The organism is Vibrio sp. T3Y01 (genome assembly GCF_013114525.1).
Classification (GTDB): Bacteria; Pseudomonadota; Gammaproteobacteria; order Enterobacterales; family Vibrionaceae; genus Vibrio; species Vibrio chagasii_B.
The window spans coordinates 271371-292624 of record NZ_VTXJ01000002.1; the positions used below are offsets into that span (position 1 = coordinate 271371).

A 21254-nucleotide genomic window follows, 5' to 3' on the forward strand; every position below is an offset into this window, starting at 1 on the left:
AAATCACAGTTTGGGTTTTTAGAGCTTAAACTCTATTAATGATCTGGCTCGAAATAGTCGACTCCCTTATCAATGGACATATTAGTAACGGAATTCAAACACTCTATGAAGTAGGGAATGATATATTGTTTCTAAAGTGTGACTTAATTCTCCAAAATTAACCAATTTGTAAAATATCAAATTTGACCATTTATTGATGGTGATTATGTTTATTTTTCATTCTTAAGTTTATGATTTTTTGTGATTATTTCTGTTTATCTCTGACCCTTGAAGAGCGAGGGTTATCTAATTTTTGAATAATGCTTTCAGTAAGTGAATTTTGTTTTGTTAATTCCTAGTGTTAGTTTTATCGGCAATGAAACAGGAGGTTCCATAGAATGAAAACTATAAAGACACTATCACTGGCTGTATCACTGGCATTTGCTGCAAATACATCAGCTGCGGATATCGATATTACAATAGGTCATGTCGACTCTCAGGATTGGACGATCTCTAAGAAAGGGGCTGCGACACAGGTATTCAAAAATATCGTAGAAGCGGAATCTGGCGGTCGTATCGCGGTTAACATCTACCCATCAGGTCAACTTGGTGGTGAAACAGAGCTGCTTCAGTCTACACAAGAGGGAATGCTGACCATGACGATGGTGTCTGGTGCTTATTCTAAACTGTGTAAAGAAGCCAATGTTCTTGAAATTCCTTACCTTTTCCCATCTGCACCTGTTGCTTGGGAAGTGCTAGATGGCGAGTTTGGCCAGCAACTTAATGAGCAATGTTTAAAACAAACAGGTCTACGTAACCTAGCTTACGGTGAGACAGGCTTCCGTCACTTCACTAACTCAAAACGCGAAATCAAGTCTCCTGATGATCTAAAAGGTCTGAAGATTCGTGTAATGACAACCCCGCTTTATGTTGAGCTGCTGAAATCTTTAGGTGCCGAGCCTACACCTATTGCCTTCCCAGAAGTACCAGCCGCTCTAACAACCGGTGTTATTGATGGTCAAGAAAACCCAGTGAGCGTTATCAGCGCGAATAAGTTCTACGAGCTGCAAGAGTACATCACGCTGGATGGTCACGTGTATGGCACCGACTTCTTATTAATGAACGACGATTTCTACCAAGGTTTATCTGACGCAGACCGTGCGATCATCGATCGTGCAGCGCAAGTTGCAGGTACGGTTGGCCGAGCTGTTCAGCAGGTTAACTCTGCAGAAGGCCTAGAAACGCTAGGTAAGAAAGGCATGAAGATTACATCATTGACAGCAGAGCAGCAGAAGCAATTCCGCGACAAAACTCAGCCTGCAGTAATCAAGTGGCTTGAAGGTACCGTAGATTCGAAATGGATCGATGGCGCACTTCAAGCGGTTGAAACTGCAACGAAGTAACTCTGATGTTCGCAGCATTGATGGTTTCAATGCTGCGCTTTCCCAAGGAGATAGGGAACTATGATGGAACAATATAAAAAACTATTGGCTTTCTGCGCAGGTTCGTCTCTGTTTGTACTGTTTGCAGTCATGCTAGTCACTACCATCTCGCGCTATTTCTTCAATACCTCAATCCTATGGGGTGAAGAGTTATGTAAGTACTCAATGATCTACGGTGTGATGTTTGGTACGTCTCTTTGTTACCTAGAGGGACTACACATTAAATTTGCGGTTCTAGATTCAGTCAAGTCGGCGACTTTCCAAAAGGTTTTGGCGATTGTGGTGGATATCGCAGTGCTTGTATCAGCGGGCATCATGACTTACTCAGGTTACCTATTTGTCATGAAACGCGGTGGTATCGAATCACCAGGTATTGGCTTGAGTATGTACTACTTTCAGTCTGCGTTAGTTGTTGGTGGTATCTGTCTGTTTGTGGCCGCTCTATTGCGTTTAGCACAACACGTCACGCTATCTCGACGCGCCAATGCGCCAGTCTCTTCTCTCACTCAAGGCGATGTATAAGGATCTACTATGCCATCAATAGCTTTAATGGGCGGTATGCTCGTATTTGGTGTTCCGCTAGTGTTTGCCATTATTTTGGCTATGTCGTTCTACGTAACGAGCACTCCAATCTCAATCAGCCTTGTTGCACAACGAATTTTTAGCGGACTAGACTCATACTCTATTCTTGCTGTTCCACTGTTTGTTCTGGCTGGCGAGCTGATGAACAAGAGTGGTATTACTAGTCGCATTATCGACTTTGCTAACGCCTTGGTGGGGCACTTCCGTGGTGGTTTAGCACAAGTAAACATCTGGTCTTCGGTGATGTTTGCCGGGATCTCAGGTTCAGCGGTAGCAGACACTTCTGCACTGGGCCGAGTGTTTATCCCTCAAATGGAAAAAGAGGGCTACAGCAAAGAATTTGCATCAGCACTGACCGCTGCCTCTTCGGTGATTGGTCCTATGATTCCACCGAGCATTCCTGTGATCATCTACGCGCTTATTGCCAGTGGTGTCTCGGTTCCGGCTCTGTTCTTAGCGGGTATTGTTCCGGGTGTCTTGTCGGCAATTGCCCTGTCAGTGTTTGTTTTCTTCTATGCGACCAAACATAAGATTGTGAATACCGGCGTGAGAACAAGCCGTCGCAAAGCATTGGTTAAAGCCTTTGTACCGCTAACGATGCCAATTTTTATCCTTGGCTCAATTCTAATGGGTATCGTGACGCCGACTGAAGCGGCTGCCTTTGCTGCATTCTATGCGCTGTCGGTCGGCATGTTCATGTACAAATCAATCAAAGTCAGTGACTTACCTGAAGTGTTTATGCGTTCAATGCGCGACTCTTCTATCGTATTGATTCTGATTGCTGTTGTCTCTGTAGCAAACTGGCTGCTGACATTTTCGCGTGTCCCGCAATACATTAGCCAACAGGTGCTTAGCACTATCTCAGATCCTATTATGTTCCTAATTATGGTGAACCTAATCCTACTGGCGGTGGGCCTGTTTCTTGAAGGCATTGCAGCCATGCTAATCCTTATCCCAATCTTCCATCCGATTGCGATGAGCTTTGGTATCGACCCTGTTCACTTTGGCATTGTGGTTATCTTCAACCTAATGATTGGTTTGATTACACCACCAATGGGCATCTGTCTGTTTGTCTCCAATACCATTTCCAAGGTCGGGATTGCTGCGATATCTAAGCAAGTTATTCCTCTATTCCTACTGGAAGTTGTGGTGCTGTTCTTCATTACTTTCGTACCACAAAGCGTGCTTTTCCTACCGAAGTTATTCGGCTACTAGAGAAAAACAATGTTTGTATTTGAAGTGTTGCTGCCGCTGATTTTTATCGTGGCAGTAGGGTTCCTCTCGACCAAAAAAGGCTTTTTTAGCCAACAATTCGTCGCTGAGGTAAGCAAGTTCGTGCTGTATGTATCGCTGCCAGCAGTGATCATCAGCAGCTTGAGTAGCATCGAGTTAGGGCAGGTCATCCACGTCAACTTCATGTTGGTGTACGCCATTGCTGGCTTGAGTGCGATGACCGTGGCGATATTGGTGAGCAAAGGCTTACTCAAATTCACTTGGACGGAAAGCTTCATCAATGGTTTGGGCAGCGGTATGCCAAACAGCGCGTTCGTTGGCTTTCCGGTGGTGTTATCGCTGTACGACGGTCAGTTCATTGAAGCATTTCTAATGTGTGTGCTGATCGAGAATCTGGTGTTTATCCCATTGAGTTTGATTTCATTGGAGTTTGCTCAAGGTCGTTCGTCAAGCATCAGTGAGCAGCTAAAGATTGTTGCGGGTCGTATTAGTCGCAACCCGATTATCTTAGCGATCAGCTTTGCCTTAGTCGTGAATATCACGGGGATTCGCTTGCCAGAATTCGTGACTGAAGGGGTATCCATTTTTGCGAAAACATCGGTCGCATTGGCGCTATTTGCTATCGGTGGGGCGCTGGGCCAGTCACTGAGATTTGAGCAGTTCAGACGAATCGCTTTTGTCTCTGCTATGAAGCTGGTGTTCTTCCCATTGGTGGTCGTTGCACTGCTGATGACGCTACCCGTAGAGGGAGACCTCAAGTATGTCTTACTGATCTTTGCTGCGTCTCCTATGTTGACTATCTACCCGATTTTAGGTGGGCTCTATCAACAACAACGCTTCTGTTTAAACACTCTAATTATTACGACGGTGGCCTCTGGACTCTCGCTGTCCGTCGTTATTGCTATCACAACATCATCATAAAAATAGACGCCTGTAGAGCGTGAATGAAAAATAAGGTCATAACATGGAACAAGTTAAAATTGCTGTCGCTGGGGCTGGTCTGATCGGAAAAACACACATCAAACTGGTTTCTGAAAACGCGCAATGTCAGTTGGCGTCGATTGTTGACCCTTCTCCGGGTGCGAAAGAGGTTGGCGAAGAATATGGCGTTAAGGTTTATGCCAGCCTAGAAGAGCTGTTTGCACAAGATAAGCCGGACGGTGTGATCTTGGCGACACCAAATCGTCTGCATGCTATTCAAGCGCACGAGTGTATCAATGCTGGCGTGCCTGCCATTGTCGAGAAGCCTGTTACTGATTCGATAGAAGATGCCATTGAGCTTCTTAAACACGCAAATCGTGAAGAAGCAAAAATGCTGGTTGGCCACCACCGTGCTTATAGCCCACTGCTAGAGACAGCTAAGTCGATCATCGACAGCGGCGAATTGGGTAAGACGGTATCTATCATGGGCAGCGCGATGTTCTACAAACCTGATTACTATTACAACGAAGGCGAGTGGCGAAAAGTTAAAGGCGGCGGCCCGATCTTAATTAACATGATTCATGAGATTGGTAACCTGCGTCATTTGGTTGGCGACATTGTTGGTGTTCAAGCTCTGAATTCGAATGCGACTCGCGAGTTCGAAGTTGAAGATACAACCGCAATCTCGCTGCGATTTGCCAATGGCACACTGGGCTCATTCATGTTGTCAGATGCCTCGGCAAGTCCACGAAGCTGGGAGCAAACCTCGCAAGAAAACAAAACCTACGCGACTTACGAAACCGAGGATTGCTACCACGTGGCTGGCACCAATGGCTCGCTATCGATCCCGACAATGCAGATTAAGTCTTTTAAAGAGGGTGTGACACCTTCTTGGTGGAATGCGATGGAAGAGCGCCAAGAACCAGTAACGCGTGAAGACCCACTTAAGCGTCAACTTGAGCATTTCTGCGCCCTAATTCGTGGCGAAGAACAGACACCAAAAGTCAGCATTTACGATGGCCTGCAAAATCTGTTGGTGATCGACGCCATCATCAAAGCGACAGAAACGGAGCAGTACGTTCCGGTTCAAGACGTTACTGCACTGGTTAATTAAGGGAGTTTAGGATGAAGTATTCAATCGCGACCGTTTGTCTATCTGGCACTCTTGAACAGAAGATGCATGCAGCGGCAAAAGCCGGTTTTCATGCCATCGAAATTTTTGAAAATGATTTAACTCAGTACCGTGGGTCTGCATCCGATGTTAAACGTATCGCTGACAGCATGGGGCTAGAGATTTTGGTTCTACAACCTTTCCGAGATATGGAAGGGATGCCAAATGGCTTGCGCGAAAAGAAATACAAGATGATGGAGCGCAAGATGGATTTGGCACACCAACTGGGCACAAAACGCCTAATGATGTGCAGTAACGTCAATCCGCTTTCGACCAATAATCTTGACCGCTGCGCTGAAGATCTGCATGCCTTGGCAGAACTGGCCAAGCGTGAAGATATGGAGCTGGGTTACGAAGCGCTGGCATGGGGTCGTCACATTGCCGATTACGATGACGCTTGGAATTTAGTGAAGATGGTCGATCATCCGAATCTTGGCGTGGTATTGGACACCTTCCATATGTTTGCGCGTGGCAACACACTCGATACGTTGCGTGAAGATATTCCAGTGGAAAAGATTGCTTTGGTGCAGGTCGCTGATGCGCCGAAAATGCAGATGGATATTTTGCAATACAGCCGTCACTACCGTTGCTTCCCGGGTCAAGGCGATTTCCCAGTGATCGACTTTGTGAAAACACTTAAAGATAAAGGCTACGATGATTACCTCTCTCATGAAGTGTTTAACGATGAGTTCCGTGCCTCTTCTCCAAGAGAGAAAGCGGTGGATGGCGTACGTTCACTGAAATGGCTCGAAGATCAGACCAACAACTTGTTTGAGATGCCAAGTGTGTCTGATTTGAGTTTCATTGAATTTGCCGTGAAAGAGCGTGAAGACAATCCATTTACCGATGTGATTGAGTCATTGGGCTTTAGCAAAACACATAGTCATAAGAGTAAGAATGTCGACCTATACCAAGTGGGTGATATTAACTTCGTCTTTAACTACGAGAAAAACAGCAACGCTCAGACTTACTTAGAAGGTCATGGTGAATCTGTGTGCGCGCTAGGCGTATTAACCAAAGATTCAGATCGTTTGGTTGAACTGGCAAAACGCTATAACAGTCCAGCGATTTTCCAAGCTCGCCAAGAAAATGAGCTGGATATTCCAACACTTAAGAGCTCTAGTAACTTGATGATTCATCTTTTGGATGAGAACCAAGCAGACAAGTTTTACGACGTAGATTTCAAGCCAGTAGAGCAGCAACCGGCAGTGAACGATAACTTGATTCGCGTTGACCACATTGGTCAGGTAGTGTCGCCAGAGACTTTGCTGTCGAACATGTTCTTCTATAAGTCGATCTTTGGTTTTGTTCCTGAAGATAGCTTTGATCTGCCAGACATCAACGGCCTGATAACTAGTCGTACTATCAAGAGTCCTAATGAGAACATTAAGATCGCACTTAACAGTACCAGCGCTAAGCGTACTTCGGCTCAGCGATTCTTAAATGATTCCAATGGCGCGAGCATCAATCAGATTGCAATTGAGTGCCGAGATATCTTTAAAGCGGCGGCTAACCTATCGCCTATCTATCAATTGAAGATCCCGAACAACTACTACCTAGATATTCAGGCACAATTCGACCTGGAAGATGAGTCGATTGAGCAGCTACAGAAGAACAATATTCTTTACACTGAAGATGACACAGGGGCGTTCTTCCACTTCTACACCAAGGAAGTGAATGGCCTGTTCTTTGAAGTGGTACAGCGAGTGGGTGAGTATAAGAAATACGGTGAAACCAACGCCTTTATTCGCTTGGCTTCCCAGTCTTATCAAGATTAAAACTAATCAGCACACCCGCTTTTATCCTGAGCAGTAAGAGAGTGTGTGAGTAATCGGAAAGCCACCACTGAATTCAGTGGTGGCTTTTTTTCTTGGGCTTGTTTGTTAAGCTTTAACGGCTCTGCATTGTTATTCATGCTGGCTCTAGCAGTTTCGTAAAGGCTGTGTAATCCTACGACCATCTGTCGATTATCTGATATAGGTTATGTTTAGCGTCCCACTGAATAGTTTTGTACATCGTGTGAGTGATAAGAGCCAAGTAATGGCGAACGCTGCTGAATGTGGATGTCAGTTGAAGCGAGTTCGTCGCTCACGCAATTGGTTATTGGTGGCTCAGGAGCATCAATTGATCGAATTCAAAGCTTTGTTAACTCATGAGAAAGACGGCTGGATAACAGTAGCCATAGACAAGGTGCTGCCTAAACCTGTGGTGTGCTTGGCGTCGCTGTTAGCGGCAACACCTTCTATGACAGTTGCTCAATTGGTGGTGGAGTCTGGATGTTCAATGGCCGAAGCACGACGAGCCATTGATGACTATGAAGGGTTATAGATAAGTTATGAGTGCTTAGAAAAGTACCGAGCAGCAAAAAGCCCGTAACGATATGGCGTTATTTCAGCGCGATATCGTTACGGGCTTTATCATCTGAGTTTCTGTGAAACCAGCGAGAGAATTAAAGTCGAATTAAGAGTTAGCGACTTTTACACGAATCGTATTTTTTCCAAGCTTGGTCATGTGCAGCTTGTCTAGTGCAGTTTTCGCTTCTTCTTGCTCTGGCATTTCAACGAAAGCAAAACCTTTTGAGTAGCCAGTTTCTTGGTCTAATACTAGGTTGCATGCTTTTACTGAACCGAACTCAGAAAATAGTACACGGATATCTTGCTCTGTTGTTGAGCGAGATAGGTTACGAACTAGAAGTTTCATAATGAACCTTGAATATGAATTTACATCGCGCATTGTCGCACACTTTGAAGGTCACCCTTACAAAATAATTTAAGATCTCATTTGTTTGGGTAGCCAAGATCTGCGACAGCACTTTGAGTTGTTTAGTGTGATTATTAGTCGTCGAACTGTTTGATGGTGAAGGCGTCTTCGATTCGGTTCAGCTCTTCTTGTTCTTTCTGACGAAGCTCTTCTTGGCGAGCTGTTTTCATCTCATTGAGACGTTTCTTCTCTGACTTTGTCAGGAATTTAACGGCTTTTTTGTTGGTTAACGCGTAAGCAACTACGTCTTCACCTTTTTCTCTGCGCTCGTTTACGCGTTGTGAGAAACGTTCGTTGTCGCGAGCTTTACGCTCCGCTGAGGTTAACTTGCTCATGCTTTAAAGCCTTTTAAATTTATCTGGTAGGGAGTCTACACGTGGCGAAACAAATGGTTACTCACCGATATGAGGTATCGGCCATTTGCACGCTGGTGGCGCATCTTAGCACAGCGGGGGAGCATGTAGGCACGCTATTTGAGGGATTATACGAAACAGCCCACAACGCGTCGTCGTGGGCTGGATTCTAAAGCGGGTGATTCAGATTGAATTGAAGGGCGAGTTGTCTAAATCTTTTCGATGTACAGGATGACCTCTCCGACCTTAAAGCCGAACTTGGACATTTCGGTCTTGTTGAATAATCGCTTTTCGTCCATCAAGAACATCCAATCATCTAGTGTAACTTCATAGGTACTGCCATCAACTTCGATTTCTAAATCGTACTTCCAATACAGTGCAGAGCCTTGTGTTTCGCCATATGCGGTTCCTACCACGTCGTTAGCGGTACCTGAGTAGGTGTTGTCGCCGGTTTTTATCAGGTTCCAAATTCGGGTTGAGCGTTCACCATCGGCAAATGAGAACCACTCTTTGATTTCACCGTTGTTGCCTTCCCACGTAGCGATCAGTTTGGCATCAAAACGTCGTAGCAAGTTGCCGGAGCGGTCGAGTACCATACCGTAAGCCATTAACTCGCCATTGAAGAAGGTCTCAAGTTTGAGCTCTGGTGTTGTGTCGACATGATTATCAAGGCTGGCAGAGCCGCAACCTGTTAGCCAACTAAGAGACAGTATTACTAGAGCAATTTTGATTATTGTTGTTTTTGGATTCATTTATTCAAACCTAATAGTTGTTTGCGTAGGCCCGGTTCGGAGGTGTTTTCAGAGAGCCAGATAGCAAGGAAGGCATCGCCAAATTGTTTGTCTTGAATGACACCGATAGGCTGCTCATCGAAGTAAAAGCGGCTGACGTTATCTGCTGCTACACGAATCGTTAGTGTGCTTCCTGCTTCTACGTTGGGCCACATCGAATAGAGTGGCTTCAACCAGCGTTCGATGTTGCTGTTAGGGTAGCCAAGTTTGTTCCATTGATCTTCGGTCGCTTCGACCAGATCCTTACTGTCTATTGAACGGTAGTACTCTATTTTCAATGCGCGTTCTGAACTAGAAGGTGCGGTGTAGAATTCAGCAGAGTAGAGGGTCCAAAATAGGTAACTCATTTCCCCTTGTCCGCGCTTGTTTAAATCGTCGACAGCAGAGGCGCGCGCTTGCCCAGCAAACAGTAATGCTGCGATTAATAGAGAGAGAGTGAACGCACCTAGAAATGCTATTGTGTAGTGGTTGTTTGCAGTCGTTTGAGTGTTAGATTGGGCACACGCGTGACTCTCAGTGCTCTTTGAGTGGAGCGCCTGTGTCCGTTTGAGTGAGTAAGCCATAAGTCACCTCGTTGTCCTTGCCATTGTCGGTTTCATTAAGTTGGAGTAGGCGGCCACAAGAAGAGGCAAAAATATCCCCCAACTCAACGCAAGGGCAGCAACTACCGATGCATCTGGCCAAGTAGCGAGGAGGGCGCCCGCTTTGATTCCTCCCCAGTAGCTACTAGTACCCGCTACGAACCCTAAGGCGAACAAGATCACTTTTGAGCATTTTAAGAGCCAATTAAGGCTGTGGTTGAAGCTAATCAGGAACATGATCCATAGGCAGACGAGCCACACAGGGAACCATGATTGATTGGCAATGGCAGGGTCGACGGCGAAGACGCCGAAGTGAAGCATGAGGCTATCAAGCAGTAGCCCCAATGGTAATAAAACGAGTATTTTAAGGTCGCTGTGGCGAGTCGGTGACAATAGGAAGTGAATGATCACCAGCAGCGGTGTTACGAACGGGGCTTGAGCGGTGAAGAACGCGCTGCAAACCCAGGTCGCTTGAAACAGAATGAGATTAATAATCCAAAACCGTTTCATCTTTCGCTCCAAAGTAACGAGGTTTTCTTGCGACTAAATGGTGAGTACTAATCACTCTCTCTTTGAATGCACCTTCACAGTAGCAGAAGTAGAAGGTCCAAAGGCGCTTGAACTCTTCTGAATAGCCCAGTGATTGTAATTCTTCCCAGCTGTTTTGAAAGGCAACGTTCCAGTCGTTCAATGTGCGAGCGTAATGCAGACCAATATCGTCAATTTCTTGAACGACAAGGTCGGTGCTGGTCGCAAGATGTTGGGTCATCACTGATACAGAAGGTAAGCAGCCGCCAGGGAAAATGTACTTTTGGATAAAGTCGACGCCTTTGCGGTACTTTTCATAACGCCCATCGGCGATGGTAATCGCTTGAATCAACATTTTGCCGGAAGGCTTCAACAATGAAGAGCATTTCTCAAAGAAGGTTTGCAGGTATTCATGTCCCACCGCTTCTATCATCTCGATGGAAACCAGCTTATCGTATTCACCCGTTAGGTTGCGATAGTCTTCTTTGAGTAGAGTAATTTTATCGGTTAAGCCGAGCGATTTTACGCGCTGCTCTGCAAGCTCATGTTGTGCGTCTGAAATCGTTGTGGTGGTGACGTGGCAACCATAATGTTGTGCCATGAAGATTGCTAAACCACCCCAGCCAGTGCCAATCTCGACCACGCTATCCGATTCTGAAAGTTCCAAACGCTCACAGATCGTTCTCATTTTGTTCTGCTGTGCTTTCGATAAAGTCAGCGCTTCATCGCTGTAGATCGCCGACGAGTATTGCATCGAACTATCAAGGAATCGCTCGTACAGCTCGTTACCGATGTCGTAGTGGGCCAGAATGTTTCTCTTGGAGCCTTGCTCGGTGTTGGCGTTTTTGCGACGAAGCAGGAGATTCTTAATGCGAGAAATCCACTGAGTTTTGTCGTCTAGCTCATCTAACTGGGCTTGGTTGCGAGCCATAATCTGGATAACGCGGGTTAAGTCTGGACTGGTCCATTTACCATCTATATAGGCTTCGGATGCCCCGATACTGCCGTTGACAACCACGTCTCTAAAAAAGGTCGCATCATGAATCACAATTCGACCTTTCAAATCTGCTTCTCTGTCTCCAAACACCGAATGCTGGTCTCGCTCGATGATTTCTAGCGTTGCAAATTGCAGGCGCTCTAGGACCTTAAAGATTAAAGCTCGATACTTACAGTTGCTTGAAACAGCAACGGCTTTAGCTTGTTGTTCAATGTTGTTGTTTTGTTTTGCAAGCTGTTCCATGTCAACCTCGCTGAGAATTCATTCTGACTTTTTTGCCAACTAAGTTGGGTGGCATTCGTTGATTTGAGCACACTCACAACATAATCGAATATTGGTTTTGGCGCTTAAGGTGTTGAGTCCGGATGCGCCACAAACGGTACTTTTTTCAGGAATAACTTAAGAGCCTGATAATAAATCCCCATCACAACTTTCACCGTCATTGCCGGGATCTTAAAAACCGTTCGTCTAATGTTTGTTTTCGTTACTGACTGTTTAGTCAGCGCTAGTGTCGCATCGAATATTCGTTCGCTTCTGCGGCTTTCGATGTGAACAAGCGTTCGTTTCGCTGGTGGCTTAATTTTCCAAAAATAGGTCATGTTTAAATCCATGAACGGCGAAACGTGAAAATCTTTTTTAACTTTCAACTCTTGGCGCATATCGATCAGATAATAGTGCCTCTCTCGCCAAGGTGTGTTGCTAACCTCGGCCAACATATATCGACACTCGTCTGCTTCGTCGTAACAGAAAAAGCAGTTGATTGGACTAAAGTAAACACCTAAACATCGACATTGAGCAAGCATTGTTACTCGGTTTTCATCAGACCAATCGCCACCAAGTTTTTGTACTTTGGATGCTATACGTTGTTTTAGAGATTTAGGTTCATCGCTAATTGTATTTTCTTCTTTTTCAGCAAGATAATCCGATTCGACAAAGCGAATCGGGTTGTACCAGCGAGTCCCAAACAGCGCACTTCGCTCAGTGGTCTTAGGCAGCTCATCGAGATCTAGCCCCATCATGTAGAGCTGGTAGCTGAACTCATGAGGGATATCACCAAAGCGGCGATGTCTGACGTTTCCCCAATAGATACCGCTGAACTCTTCACTCTGTTCAGATGCTATTTCTGTGTTGGATGCTAGGGTCTCGGTGTTCATTGTGCTGAGCTCGTGCTGAGATCCAGACCAAAGCGCTTGGTCACATCCAATGCGCTATGCACGCCATCTTCGTGGAACCCGTTGTACCAATACGCGCCTGCGAAATGCGTATTCTGTTTACCGCAAATGCGGTCACGCTGTTGTTGTGCATTGACTGTGTTGGAGTTCAATACTGGGTGGTGATACACAAAGCTTCGAATGATCTTTTCTGGAGCGATGGCTTCACTCTGGTTTAAGGTCACGCAGAAAGTGTCTTTGCTCTCTATTCCCTGCAGAATATTCATGTTGTAAGTGACACAAGCTGGTCGCTTACTATTACCATCCAGCATGTAGTTCCAACTTGCCCACGCCAGTTTTCTGTCTGGTAGCAAGCTGGTATCGGTATGAAGAACCACTTCATTGCGGCTGTAAGGTATTTCACCTAATACCTCTTTCTCCTCAGGCGTTGCATCGCCTAACAGTGCTAACGTTTGGTCTGAATGGCAGGCGAAAATCACTTCATCAAAGTGCTTTGTTGCACCGTCTTTAAATTCGATAGTCACACCTGTTTCATGACGAGTGACTTGCTGAATCGATGTGTTCAATGCCACCGGCTTGCTTAGGCGAGAAAGGATGATCTCAACATAAGAGCGAGAACCTTTTGGAATCACATACCATTGAGGGCGATTAGCAATATCTAGCAGGCCGTGGTTGTAGAAGAACTGAATGAAGAACTTAAGTTCGAACTCTTCCATCTCTTCAAGGCTTGTTGACCAAATAGCGGCACCCATCGGTAGGATGTAGTGTTGGCTAAAGAAGTCTGAAAATTGGTTATCACGGAGGAAACTGCCAAGGGTAACGTCAGGTGTAAACACATTGCTTTCGAATTGAGCCTTACACAACTTGTTGAATTTCAGAATGTCAGAGATTAATGACCAGAACTGCGGCTTGAAGATATTGCTCCTCTGCGCGAACAGCGAGTTAATGCTGTGACCATTGTATTCAAACTGAGTGGTTGTGTTGTGTACACTGAAGCTCATTTCTGTTGGTTGCTTCTCTACACCCAACTGTTCGAGTAGTTGATTGAAGTTTGGGTAGGTTCGATCGTTGAACACGATGAAGCCAGTATCAATCGAGAACGCCGAGCCTTGATGTTCAATATCAACGGTGGCGGTATGTCCCCCAACGTAGTCGTTTTTCTCGAATACGGTTACGTCGTGGTGTTTGTCTAATATGTGCGCGCAAGTGAGTCCAGAAATGCCTGAACCAATAATGGCGATTTTCTTCATTGTTATACCATCCTTGAAGCGAGTTTTTGCCAAACTGAAGTTGGAAGCATTCTTAATAGCTTCATCAACATGATGAATCGTCTAGGGAAATCGATTTCGCTCTTTCCTTGAGCAATTCCATTAACTATTCGTTGAGTTGCGGCCTCACTACTAATAATCATAGGCATAGCGAAGGTATTTCGCTCGGTTAATGGCGTTTCAACGAAGCCAGGGTGCACAATTGTGACATGAATATTGTGCTTGGCGAGATCAACCGAAAGTGTTCTGCCTAAGTAAGTGAGTGCCGCTTTTGAAGCGCCATAGGCCTCAGCTCGTGGAAGAGGCAAAAAGCTAGCGCTTGAGCTAACTAAAACCAAGCGTCCTCCGGGTTTGATGTTTTTCAACCAAGACTTTAGAGCGTAACCAATAGAGATTAAGTTAATGTTGATGACGCGCTCAAAAAGCTCTGCATCAAAGTTGACTGGATCATCGATGTATTCACAGTCACCCGCATTGAGTATCAGCAGGTCGAGAGGTTTGTCTTGGTCAAGCTCTGGGAAATTGTGGAAATCCGTCAAATCAAAGCACAGTGGTGTGATCGTCGACTCCGTGATGTCACTTTCGTGCGAATCGACTAGAGCCTGTAACTTCTCTTGGCTACGACCACAAGCAATGACGTGATGTCCTTGCTGGGCATAATCGAGAGCGAGTGATTGGCCGATACCTGAGGTCGCGCCTGTTATCATAATATGCATTATCGGCTCGCTCTTTTCTTGATGGATTTGATGGCGCAGCCTAATACCGGAATATGTTCATACAACATAGAGCCGACATCGAGATAGTCTCTATGGTAAATCACTTGATCATCGAGCATTTTTAGGTGGCTGTGGCCTTGCACCTCAATAGGCTTCTGCCCATTAAGTTGCTTGTGTACAAAGTGCATTGTCCAATATACCGATGCTTCTCCGTTGACTTCAAACGTGTGCTCGATGTGAAAGTTACAGCTAGTCACTTGGGTGTAAATGTTGTCGAAGTAGTGAGTTAGCGCTGCAATCCCGCTGACATGATGCAGCGGGTCTTGGAATTCGATATTAGGGTGATAAACCGTCTTTAGCACGTCGAAATTGTCCGTTCCGAGCTCTCGATACATGTTGAGAAAGTTATCAAGCCATAGAGAGTTATCCATAATATTCACTCTAATTATTTGAAAAAGGCTAAGGCTCTCAATCGTGCTTCTTTATGTTCAACGATGGGTTGCCAGTATTCACTGTTTATTCCGTTTTTTGCTATGTAATCATGTGGGAAATGCACATGCTTGTCCGGAATATTTTGCAGCTCTGGTATGTACTTACGGATAAAAATTCCTTTCGGATCAAACTTTTCACTCTGGGTGATCGGATTGAAGATTCGGAAGTAAGGTTGTGCATCACAGCCGGTACTTGAAGCCCACTGCCAGCCACCATTGTTAGCACTAAAATCACCGTCAATTAGGTGATCCATAAAGAAGCGCTCACCCCAACGCCAGTCAATCAACAAGTGTTTAGTTAGAAAGCTAGCGACTACCATTCTTAGCCTGTTGTGCATCCAGCCGGTTTCGACCAGTTGACGCATGGCCGCATCAACCAATGGATACCCCGTTTTTCCTTCACACCAAGCTTTGAAGCTCGGATGATCTTTATACCAATCTAAGCCATTGTATTTCTGCTGGAAGTTAGCCCCTTTAACCAGTTTAGGATGGTGGAACATCAAGTGCTTATAAAAATCTCGCCAAATTAACTCGTTGAGCCAAGAAAAAGCGGGCAGTTGGGTATCAAACAGTAAATCGGGTTGCTGTTGGATGAGCTGAATGGCTAACCATCTTGGGCTTACCGCACCAATCGCTAAGTAAGGCGATAAGCCTGAAGTCCCTTTTACTGAAGGTATGTCTCTCAGGTGAGCGTAGTCGTTGACCTTGTTGGCTAGAAAGTTAGGTATCACATTGCCAAGTACGTCTTGGCTTAGTGGCCAACGGCTTGAGTTGACACGCGGAAAGTCGAAGTCATAGTCACTGACGAGCTTAAACCCTGCCAGAGCTTCAGGCAATTGAGTGTTAGGGCTTGCTTTAGAAGGCGCCGCAGTAGGGCTGCATTGAATGCCTTTTGCTTGCACTTCTTTTAACCAAGCGTTTTTAAATGGCGTGAAAACCTTGAACATCTCACCTTGCTGGTTGAGCACACTGCCTAATGGCAGCATTACGTCACAGTCGCTGACCTGAAGGTTTATACCGCTCGATATCAGTTGTTGGTCACGAGCTTGTTCATCGACCTCTGGCTCTGAATTGGCGAAAACAACCTGAGAACCGAGTTGTTGGTACAGCTCGGTCAACTGCTTGGCTTGATCATCAAAATCGGTCGCTTTGAGGTGCAGCAGGGTTATGCCCAAGTCGGCGAGTTCAGCTTCCAGTTGCTTTAAATGACGGAAGATAAAGTCTGCTTTAATCGGAGCAAGGTGATGCTGATGCCACTTTTGTGGTGTTGAAATAAAAACGGCGATTGAAACGCCGTTTTCGATTGCTGAGACGAGGGCTGGGTTATCGTGAATACGCAGGTCTCGTCTTATCCATAGAATATCGCTCAATATCCGTATCTCAATTTAAGTTCTTGCGGGTGAGGGTTTAAGTAAACCTGTGACTGCAGGTACTCATTTGGGTATTCCATCAAGTAATGATTGATCAGTGTGAGTGGCACTAACAACGGAATCACGCCCTCTCTGAAAGAAGCAATCTGGTTAGATAACTCTTGCTTGTGAGCACTGCTGAGCTGCTTCTTAAAGTAACCTTGAAGGTGTTGAAGCGTGTTGGCGTGCGTACCACGGTTTGCATGGTGCGATAATGCCGTCATCAGTCCTTCGATATACTTATCTGCAAGCTCATTTATCTCTAGCTCATTGCCAGCTAGTAATTTACCAAGGCTTTTATAGCCCTCAACGTGATGGCACATTACTAGATACTTGTGGGCGCTATGGAACTGGATAAGCTTGTGTTTAGTAATTCCTTCATCTACTAGGTCTAGCCACTTCTGGTATGTGAACACACGAGTCATGAAGTTTTCGCGCAAAATCGGATCGTTCAAACGACCATTCTCTTCCACAGGCAGCAACGGGTTGCCTTCCATAACCTGCTTCGTGAACATACCAATACCTGTGGATTCAGAGCCGCGGCCATGGTGGTGATACACCTTAACGCGCTCCATGCCGCAAGTTGGACTCTTCTGGCAAACAATGAAACCAGCTATATGCTGGTTGTTCTTTGAGTAACTTTGTCCGAACTCGATCAGTTCTTGAGTTACGTCACCTGACCCGTCTGGGCGGGAAACGTGAATGATATCGTCTAACATCCGTGTCTGACGAATAGTTGGGCGCGGCGTTGGCAATCCAACAGCCATCTCAGGGCATACTGGTTCTAGTTCAACATAGTCTGCAAGATCTTCCGTGCAGAAGCGAGAACGCTTGTGACCAGTATCGAACCGTACTTTATGACCGGCGACACATGCACTAATGCCTATTTTTATTTTTTTATCCATTGGTCAATTCCTTACGCTCATTGCTCATTATTGTTTTTATATTATGTGATTTATTGCTTATACCAGATTACTTTAGTCCGGTTGTTACTTTTCTACCTAGCCAACGCTGTGCATCTTGTGATCTACTCGGTAAATCATTTTAAACTAGTAAATGTACTTACCTAACGGGTTAAACAATTGGCTTACCCCTTTAGTGAAGTACAAGGCATCACTTGACACTGTCAAACATACACACCCCTCTTTTGTTTCAGGTTGGTGGGTATGGTTGCCGTCTAACCAGATGAAATCGCCTTTGTTGTAGACACCCATCTCATCTTCGAAACTACCCTCAAGCAACAGTGTTATCTCGAAGCCTTTGTGAGTGTGGCAAGGCACCTGACCATCTTTGTCTATGTGCAAAAGACTTGTGTGGTGAGCATCGTCCTCAAAATCGAGTCGTGCGCGAGAAATCTTGCCAAGATTCATCCAATCTTTTCTTGCGATTGAATTCAAAGCACGAGGGATAGTGAACGTGGTGTCAGACACGGTAACTTGTTCTACTTTGGGTTCAACTTCCACCGCCTGAGACAAGTCAGCAGTAATTTGCTCAACCGCATCGAAGTCAAAGTCGATATCGTCATCTAAGAAACTATTCGTAACGTCATTTGAAGCGGCTTGTTGCTCGTCAAATACGTTAGTCGCTGCTTCAGCTGTCAGTTGTCTCACTTGCTCTTGGCAGTGCTCGCATAGCTCTACGTGACTAGACACGATTAAGGACACAGAGTCGGCAAGTGTGCCATCAACAAAGTCTTTCAATATTGCTTCGTTTGGGTGATGTTTAATCATGGCTTTGTTCCCCCATGTGAACCTTAAGTTTGGCTAGAGCGAGTCTTAGACGAGATTTCACGGTTCCAAGCGGGACACCGAGTTGTTGGGCGAGTTGCTCCTGAGAGAGCTCTTGAAAATAAACGCCTTTTACTATGGTTTTCTGAGCAAGAGGTAGCTTCTCGATTTGCGTCATGACGTGGCGACTCATTAAATGATCACCAAACGGCAAATCTTCATTTTGAGATTCCGCTACCATAGCGTCTATCGGCCAAATATCGTCGGCTATCGTTTGCTCTGCTTTTGCTTTGACCTTGCGTAACATGTCGAAGGCTGCATTTCGCATTACGGTGTAGACCCAAGTGGTCGCAGCGCCTTTGTCTTCGTTGTAAAGGTGCGCTTTCTTCCAAACATTGGTCATGGTGTCTTGAACCAATTCATTAGCAGCGGCTTCGCCACCAAGTTTGCTGATTCCAAAACGTTTGATTTTGGGTGCGAAAAACTTGAACAAACAGGTGAATGCCTGCTTGTCTCGTTTTTCTCCCACTGAAATCAACCAGCTTGAGAGCTCTGTAGGTACCTTGTTTTCACTCGGTAATTTGTTGTCGGGAATGATGACATGCTCCTTACCCTTCCCTTTACTTCTGCTTTCCACTTGCATAGTCAGTAACCATCATGCGAATTTGTTTGGCACTACGTGCACAGCATAAGTAGGGATCACTTTTGTTTGAATTAATTTTTACTATACAGAATTATAGTGAAAAAAAGTGTTCACTGCCCCGTAATGATTTGATTCAAAAAAGGAACTAGTGAAGGAAAACTCGCAGGTTCTGTAAATTCTGATTTCTTTTCTAACGGGATTGGCATCATCTCGAGCAATCGCGCACAAATCCACTGCGGGCTATCAAAATCTGGGGTCGGGTAGAGCGTTCTGATTGAGTCGTGGTCACGGAACAACTGTACGAGAAATGCAGTAAAGACATTGGGCACATCATAGTCGAGCGCTGGCCAATGGGGTAAATCATGGAATTGGCTTTTAATCAGGCCGTCGCTTTGGCGATGTGAGGAGTGCAACTGCACCAAGTTTTGCCCTTCAACGTCGATCTCCAACAACTGATCATCCGACATATTGAAATCGACAATCGTTACCTTGGTTCCCCACGTACTAAGATGTTCGGACTTTGTGTTGTCTTGCGTCGCGATGATAAAACCTTCGCCTCTGGCAGCGTGCGCCACCATGGTGAGATATTTTTGTTCGAAGATTCTTAGCCTTTGTCTCCCTCCTGGCAAAAGAAAGATGGGTAGGGGGAACACAGCAAGCTCTAGAGAAGACTCTACGGGTTTGTCTGGTTTGGCTTCTGTCCGCGTGATCTTCCCAGTTGAATTCGGCACATAGCACTCCTTAGTTCAAAGATGATTTAGGAGGGTATACGGACTGTTTGAGAGGTTCGATCAATCTAGGTTAGAAGGTGGTTGTTTATTAATCGAAGTTGTTTGGCAACCCAGCTGCAATAGAAGGATATGTTTTTTGTTGCACTTGTTCATAAATTCATTGCTTGTCTCTTCTCTAGTCGATGTCATTAGGTAGTATGTGAGTAAATAGTAAGCGAACCAAATTAGCAGAGTGCTGCTTATTTTTAGCTTCCTTCTTAACCCAACATCACATCAAAGGACTGGTCATGATTGTTATTTACGGTATCAAAGAGTGCCTAAATCCGATTAAGCTACAACTCTCTAATGTTTTACAGCAGTGCTTAAACAGTGAGATGGGTTTACCAGACGACAAGCGTGCACACCGTTTTGTGCCACTAGAGCGGGATGATTTCTTTTATCCAGAAGGGCGAACGCAGGCCTACACCGTTATTGAGATCAACATGATGGAAGGACGCGCTGTTAACACCAAAAAGTGCTTAATTAAGAAGATCTTTTCTGAGATTGAAAAGCAGCTCTCTATCTCTCCGATCGATATTGAAATCACCATCAAAGAGCAGCCTTCACATTGTTGGGGTTTCCGAGGGATGACTGGCGATGAAGCACAAGATCTGAAGTACAAAGTGAACGTCTAGGTTTTGTCTGACGTCTCATTTTGCGTTCCCCAAACAACATTCAGCGGCTTTAAAGTTTGAAGCCGCTGTTGAGTGGGTAAAGCTCTGAACTGTGATAGCGAAGCTGTTAATTATCGTCGCTCTCTTTTAAATATCGATGCCAATTCGCGTTGATGACATCAAAATGCTCTACGCAAAACTCCTTTCTATCTTTCAGGTAGTCGTTTTCTACTTCATCAAGTAAGTTTTTGTAGGCCTCAGGGTCGCTGCCATATACCAAGCATAAGGTTGAGAAGTAGCGCTGTAGGTCGAAGCTGTGCTCATCGATGTATTCACCCAAATCGTAATACTCAGGGCGGTCTTCTGATTCGAAGGCAAACATGTCGGCAGCGCTTATCGCGGCATCGGCACCGTGTTCCACATAGTTCAGCAGCAGGATGGTTGCTAGGTTGTCGACCGCATCTTCCTCTTTGCCCAAGATGGCAATCTTTTGGTCTTCGATATAAGCATGCCCTGCTTCGTGAAGTAGGGTGTGCAGCAAGGTATCGACAGCTCCAGTTTGTGCCGATTTTCCGTACTCTTTTTCATATTGGTTCTTTTCAAAGTAATTGAGTGATTCAGCGTAGAAACCGTATGGGATGAGTACCTGATGGGTTTGTGGATCGTAGAGTGGACCATCATCGCCACCGTATTGAATGACCAAGGGCTGCTTGAACATGAATAGCTGATTCGATAGGTCAATCACCGTGTCATTGACACCGCTGAGCTCTATCTCTTCCTTAATCTGCCTTTCTTCATCAGTTTGAGGCGTTGCATATTCAACGATTAGGTTGTTAGTCAGTGTATTGTCATTGGATGCTTCACTGGACGCATAAGTTGTGGCAAACATTGAGCCAATGGCTAGGCTATAGATCAGTGCTCGTTTCAGGTGTGTCATCGCGGGTCCTTGTGATTTGTTTGAATGTTCAGCTCCAGATTGATTCGCGAGCGACTGAAGGTGGATTGATAGACAGTTTAGGTTAGATTTCATCCCATTGGTGATTTTTAAGATAAATTTCGGTTCACGTAAACCCTTGTGCTATACTCCGCGCCCCAATCCGAATTGG

24 protein-coding genes are annotated in these 21254 nt (G+C 45.3%); 8 read left to right on the top strand and 16 right to left on the bottom strand.

Annotated features, from left to right (window positions below; all coding sequences use genetic code 11):
• Positions 1 to 377 precede the first annotated feature (377 nt).
• The 7 genes from F0232_RS03715 to F0232_RS03745 all read left to right on the top strand — a co-directional run bounded on the left by F0232_RS03715 (position 378) and on the right by F0232_RS03745 (position 7656).
• Positions 378 to 1382, top strand: a complete 1005-nt coding sequence (locus F0232_RS03715) for a DctP family TRAP transporter solute-binding subunit (protein ID WP_032553664.1) — start codon at positions 378 to 380, stop codon at positions 1380 to 1382.
• Positions 1383 to 1442: 60 nt separating this feature from the next.
• The gene (locus F0232_RS03720) at positions 1443 to 1943 is read left to right on the top strand and encodes a TRAP transporter small permease (protein ID WP_061032882.1); all 501 of its coding nucleotides are present in this window, start codon (positions 1443 to 1445) and stop codon (positions 1941 to 1943) included.
• Between the two features lie 9 nt (positions 1944 to 1952).
• Positions 1953 to 3218, top strand: a complete 1266-nt coding sequence (locus tag F0232_RS03725; RefSeq protein WP_105058675.1) for a TRAP transporter large permease — start codon at positions 1953 to 1955, stop codon at positions 3216 to 3218.
• 9 nt (positions 3219 to 3227) lie between these two features.
• Complete coding sequence (locus F0232_RS03730; RefSeq protein WP_171750694.1) at positions 3228 to 4157, top strand: AEC family transporter; 930 nt, start codon at positions 3228 to 3230, stop codon at positions 4155 to 4157.
• 43 nt (positions 4158 to 4200) lie between these two features.
• The gene (locus F0232_RS03735) at positions 4201 to 5271 is read left to right on the top strand and encodes a Gfo/Idh/MocA family protein (RefSeq protein ID WP_171750695.1); all 1071 of its coding nucleotides are present in this window, start codon (positions 4201 to 4203) and stop codon (positions 5269 to 5271) included.
• An 11-nt stretch (positions 5272 to 5282) separates the two neighbouring features.
• Positions 5283 to 7106: a bifunctional sugar phosphate isomerase/epimerase/4-hydroxyphenylpyruvate dioxygenase family protein gene (locus F0232_RS03740; protein WP_171750696.1), complete on the top strand. Its 1824-nt coding sequence runs from the start codon at positions 5283 to 5285 to the stop codon at positions 7104 to 7106.
• Between the two features lie 205 nt (positions 7107 to 7311).
• Complete coding sequence (locus F0232_RS03745) at positions 7312 to 7656, top strand: ribosome recycling factor family protein (RefSeq protein WP_171750697.1); 345 nt, start codon at positions 7312 to 7314, stop codon at positions 7654 to 7656.
• Positions 7657 to 7788: 132 nt separating this feature from the next.
• Here the strand turns inward: F0232_RS03745 and F0232_RS03750 are convergent, their stop codons facing one another.
• From F0232_RS03750 to F0232_RS03820, 15 genes are all read right to left on the bottom strand, one after another.
• Positions 7789 to 8028, bottom strand: coding sequence for an RNA-binding protein (locus F0232_RS03750; protein WP_004736983.1), 240 nt, complete (start codon positions 8026 to 8028; stop codon positions 7789 to 7791).
• 134 nt (positions 8029 to 8162) lie between these two features.
• Positions 8163 to 8423 carry a hypothetical protein gene (locus tag F0232_RS03755; RefSeq protein ID WP_061032888.1) on the bottom strand — a complete coding sequence of 87 codons (261 nt, stop codon included), beginning with the start codon at positions 8421 to 8423 and terminating at the stop codon, positions 8163 to 8165.
• Positions 8424 to 8650: 227 nt separating this feature from the next.
• Complete coding sequence (locus F0232_RS03760; protein ID WP_171750698.1) at positions 8651 to 9193, bottom strand: DUF3833 domain-containing protein; 543 nt, start codon at positions 9191 to 9193, stop codon at positions 8651 to 8653.
• Positions 9190 to 9795 (bottom strand): chalcone isomerase family protein, encoded by a 606-nt coding sequence (locus tag F0232_RS03765; RefSeq protein ID WP_171750699.1) that lies wholly within the window; start codon positions 9793 to 9795, stop codon positions 9190 to 9192. The genes F0232_RS03760 and F0232_RS03765 overlap by 4 nt, the downstream gene beginning before the upstream one ends.
• A gap of 3 nt (positions 9796 to 9798) precedes the next feature.
• Positions 9799 to 10323, bottom strand: a complete 525-nt coding sequence (locus tag F0232_RS03770) for a DUF2878 domain-containing protein (RefSeq protein WP_102424274.1) — start codon at positions 10321 to 10323, stop codon at positions 9799 to 9801.
• A complete protein-coding gene (locus F0232_RS03775) occupies positions 10301 to 11581 on the bottom strand; it encodes a cyclopropane-fatty-acyl-phospholipid synthase family protein (protein WP_061032892.1) in 1281 nt (426 codons plus the stop codon). Before F0232_RS03775 ends, F0232_RS03770 begins: the two co-directional genes overlap by 23 nt.
• 104 nt (positions 11582 to 11685) lie before the next feature.
• Complete coding sequence (locus tag F0232_RS03780; protein ID WP_061032893.1) at positions 11686 to 12492, bottom strand: DUF1365 domain-containing protein; 807 nt, start codon at positions 12490 to 12492, stop codon at positions 11686 to 11688.
• Positions 12489 to 13760, bottom strand: a complete 1272-nt coding sequence (locus tag F0232_RS03785) for an NAD(P)/FAD-dependent oxidoreductase (RefSeq protein ID WP_105058681.1) — start codon at positions 13758 to 13760, stop codon at positions 12489 to 12491. Before F0232_RS03785 ends, F0232_RS03780 begins: the two co-directional genes overlap by 4 nt.
• 2 nt (positions 13761 to 13762) lie before the next feature.
• A complete protein-coding gene (locus tag F0232_RS03790) occupies positions 13763 to 14494 on the bottom strand; it encodes an SDR family NAD(P)-dependent oxidoreductase (RefSeq protein WP_105058682.1) in 732 nt (243 codons plus the stop codon).
• The gene (locus tag F0232_RS03795) at positions 14494 to 14925 is read right to left on the bottom strand and encodes a nuclear transport factor 2 family protein (protein WP_004736993.1); all 432 of its coding nucleotides are present in this window, start codon (positions 14923 to 14925) and stop codon (positions 14494 to 14496) included. The genes F0232_RS03790 and F0232_RS03795 overlap by 1 nt, the downstream gene beginning before the upstream one ends.
• A 14-nt stretch (positions 14926 to 14939) precedes the next feature.
• The gene (gene phrB / locus F0232_RS03800) at positions 14940 to 16355 is read right to left on the bottom strand and encodes a deoxyribodipyrimidine photo-lyase (protein ID WP_061032896.1); all 1416 of its coding nucleotides are present in this window, start codon (positions 16353 to 16355) and stop codon (positions 14940 to 14942) included.
• Positions 16352 to 17299, bottom strand: coding sequence for a DUF1722 domain-containing protein (locus F0232_RS03805; RefSeq protein WP_061032897.1), 948 nt, complete (start codon positions 17297 to 17299; stop codon positions 16352 to 16354). The genes phrB and F0232_RS03805 overlap by 4 nt, the downstream gene beginning before the upstream one ends.
• A 144-nt stretch (positions 17300 to 17443) precedes the next feature.
• A complete protein-coding gene (locus F0232_RS03810; RefSeq protein WP_061032898.1) occupies positions 17444 to 18124 on the bottom strand; it encodes a ChrR family anti-sigma-E factor in 681 nt (226 codons plus the stop codon).
• Positions 18117 to 18764, bottom strand: coding sequence for a sigma-70 family RNA polymerase sigma factor (locus F0232_RS03815; protein WP_061032899.1), 648 nt, complete (start codon positions 18762 to 18764; stop codon positions 18117 to 18119). Before F0232_RS03815 ends, F0232_RS03810 begins: the two co-directional genes overlap by 8 nt.
• A gap of 110 nt (positions 18765 to 18874) precedes the next feature.
• On the bottom strand, positions 18875 to 19495 hold the full coding sequence (locus F0232_RS03820) for an LON peptidase substrate-binding domain-containing protein (RefSeq protein ID WP_105058683.1): 621 nt from the start codon (positions 19493 to 19495) through the stop codon (positions 18875 to 18877).
• Positions 19496 to 19782: 287 nt separating this feature from the next.
• On the opposite strand from F0232_RS03820, the gene F0232_RS03825 reads away from it, so the two are divergent.
• Positions 19783 to 20169 carry a tautomerase family protein gene (locus F0232_RS03825; protein WP_105058684.1) on the top strand — a complete coding sequence of 129 codons (387 nt, stop codon included), beginning with the start codon at positions 19783 to 19785 and terminating at the stop codon, positions 20167 to 20169.
• A gap of 106 nt (positions 20170 to 20275) precedes the next feature.
• Here the strand turns inward: F0232_RS03825 and F0232_RS03830 are convergent, their stop codons facing one another.
• Complete coding sequence (locus F0232_RS03830) at positions 20276 to 21085, bottom strand: DUF4344 domain-containing metallopeptidase (RefSeq protein ID WP_105058685.1); 810 nt, start codon at positions 21083 to 21085, stop codon at positions 20276 to 20278.
• Positions 21086 to 21254 lie beyond the last annotated feature (169 nt).

What these genes read in the sequence shown, in the direction of transcription:
- F0232_RS03715 (WP_032553664.1), top strand. Translation starts at nt 378, where the DNA reads ATGAAAACTATAAAGACACTATCACTGGCTGTATCACTGGCATTTGCT.
- F0232_RS03720 (WP_061032882.1), top strand. Translation starts at nt 1,443, where the DNA reads ATGATGGAACAATATAAAAAACTATTGGCTTTCTGCGCAGGTTCGTCT.
- F0232_RS03725 (WP_105058675.1), top strand. Translation starts at nt 1,953, where the DNA reads ATGCCATCAATAGCTTTAATGGGCGGTATGCTCGTATTTGGTGTTCCG.
- F0232_RS03730 (WP_171750694.1), top strand. Translation starts at nt 3,228, where the DNA reads ATGTTTGTATTTGAAGTGTTGCTGCCGCTGATTTTTATCGTGGCAGTA.
- F0232_RS03735 (WP_171750695.1), top strand. Translation starts at nt 4,201, where the DNA reads ATGGAACAAGTTAAAATTGCTGTCGCTGGGGCTGGTCTGATCGGAAAA.
- F0232_RS03740 (WP_171750696.1), top strand. Translation starts at nt 5,283, where the DNA reads ATGAAGTATTCAATCGCGACCGTTTGTCTATCTGGCACTCTTGAACAG.
- F0232_RS03745 (WP_171750697.1), top strand. Translation starts at nt 7,312, where the DNA reads ATGTTTAGCGTCCCACTGAATAGTTTTGTACATCGTGTGAGTGATAAG.
- F0232_RS03750 (WP_004736983.1), bottom strand. Translation starts at nt 8,028, where the DNA reads ATGAAACTTCTAGTTCGTAACCTATCTCGCTCAACAACAGAGCAAGAT.
- F0232_RS03755 (WP_061032888.1), bottom strand. Translation starts at nt 8,423, where the DNA reads ATGAGCAAGTTAACCTCAGCGGAGCGTAAAGCTCGCGACAACGAACGT.
- F0232_RS03760 (WP_171750698.1), bottom strand. Translation starts at nt 9,193, where the DNA reads ATGAATCCAAAAACAACAATAATCAAAATTGCTCTAGTAATACTGTCT.
- F0232_RS03765 (WP_171750699.1), bottom strand. Translation starts at nt 9,795, where the DNA reads ATGGCTTACTCACTCAAACGGACACAGGCGCTCCACTCAAAGAGCACT.
- F0232_RS03770 (WP_102424274.1), bottom strand. Translation starts at nt 10,323, where the DNA reads ATGAAACGGTTTTGGATTATTAATCTCATTCTGTTTCAAGCGACCTGG.
- F0232_RS03775 (WP_061032892.1), bottom strand. Translation starts at nt 11,581, where the DNA reads ATGGAACAGCTTGCAAAACAAAACAACAACATTGAACAACAAGCTAAA.
- F0232_RS03780 (WP_061032893.1), bottom strand. Translation starts at nt 12,492, where the DNA reads ATGAACACCGAGACCCTAGCATCCAACACAGAAATAGCATCTGAACAG.
- F0232_RS03785 (WP_105058681.1), bottom strand. Translation starts at nt 13,760, where the DNA reads ATGAAGAAAATCGCCATTATTGGTTCAGGCATTTCTGGACTCACTTGC.
- F0232_RS03790 (WP_105058682.1), bottom strand. Translation starts at nt 14,494, where the DNA reads ATGCATATTATGATAACAGGCGCGACCTCAGGTATCGGCCAATCACTC.
- F0232_RS03795 (WP_004736993.1), bottom strand. Translation starts at nt 14,925, where the DNA reads ATGGATAACTCTCTATGGCTTGATAACTTTCTCAACATGTATCGAGAG.
- F0232_RS03805 (WP_061032897.1), bottom strand. Translation starts at nt 17,299, where the DNA reads ATGGATAAAAAAATAAAAATAGGCATTAGTGCATGTGTCGCCGGTCAT.
- F0232_RS03810 (WP_061032898.1), bottom strand. Translation starts at nt 18,124, where the DNA reads ATGATTAAACATCACCCAAACGAAGCAATATTGAAAGACTTTGTTGAT.
- F0232_RS03815 (WP_061032899.1), bottom strand. Translation starts at nt 18,764, where the DNA reads ATGCAAGTGGAAAGCAGAAGTAAAGGGAAGGGTAAGGAGCATGTCATC.
- F0232_RS03825 (WP_105058684.1), top strand. Translation starts at nt 19,783, where the DNA reads ATGATTGTTATTTACGGTATCAAAGAGTGCCTAAATCCGATTAAGCTA.
- F0232_RS03830 (WP_105058685.1), bottom strand. Translation starts at nt 21,085, where the DNA reads ATGACACACCTGAAACGAGCACTGATCTATAGCCTAGCCATTGGCTCA.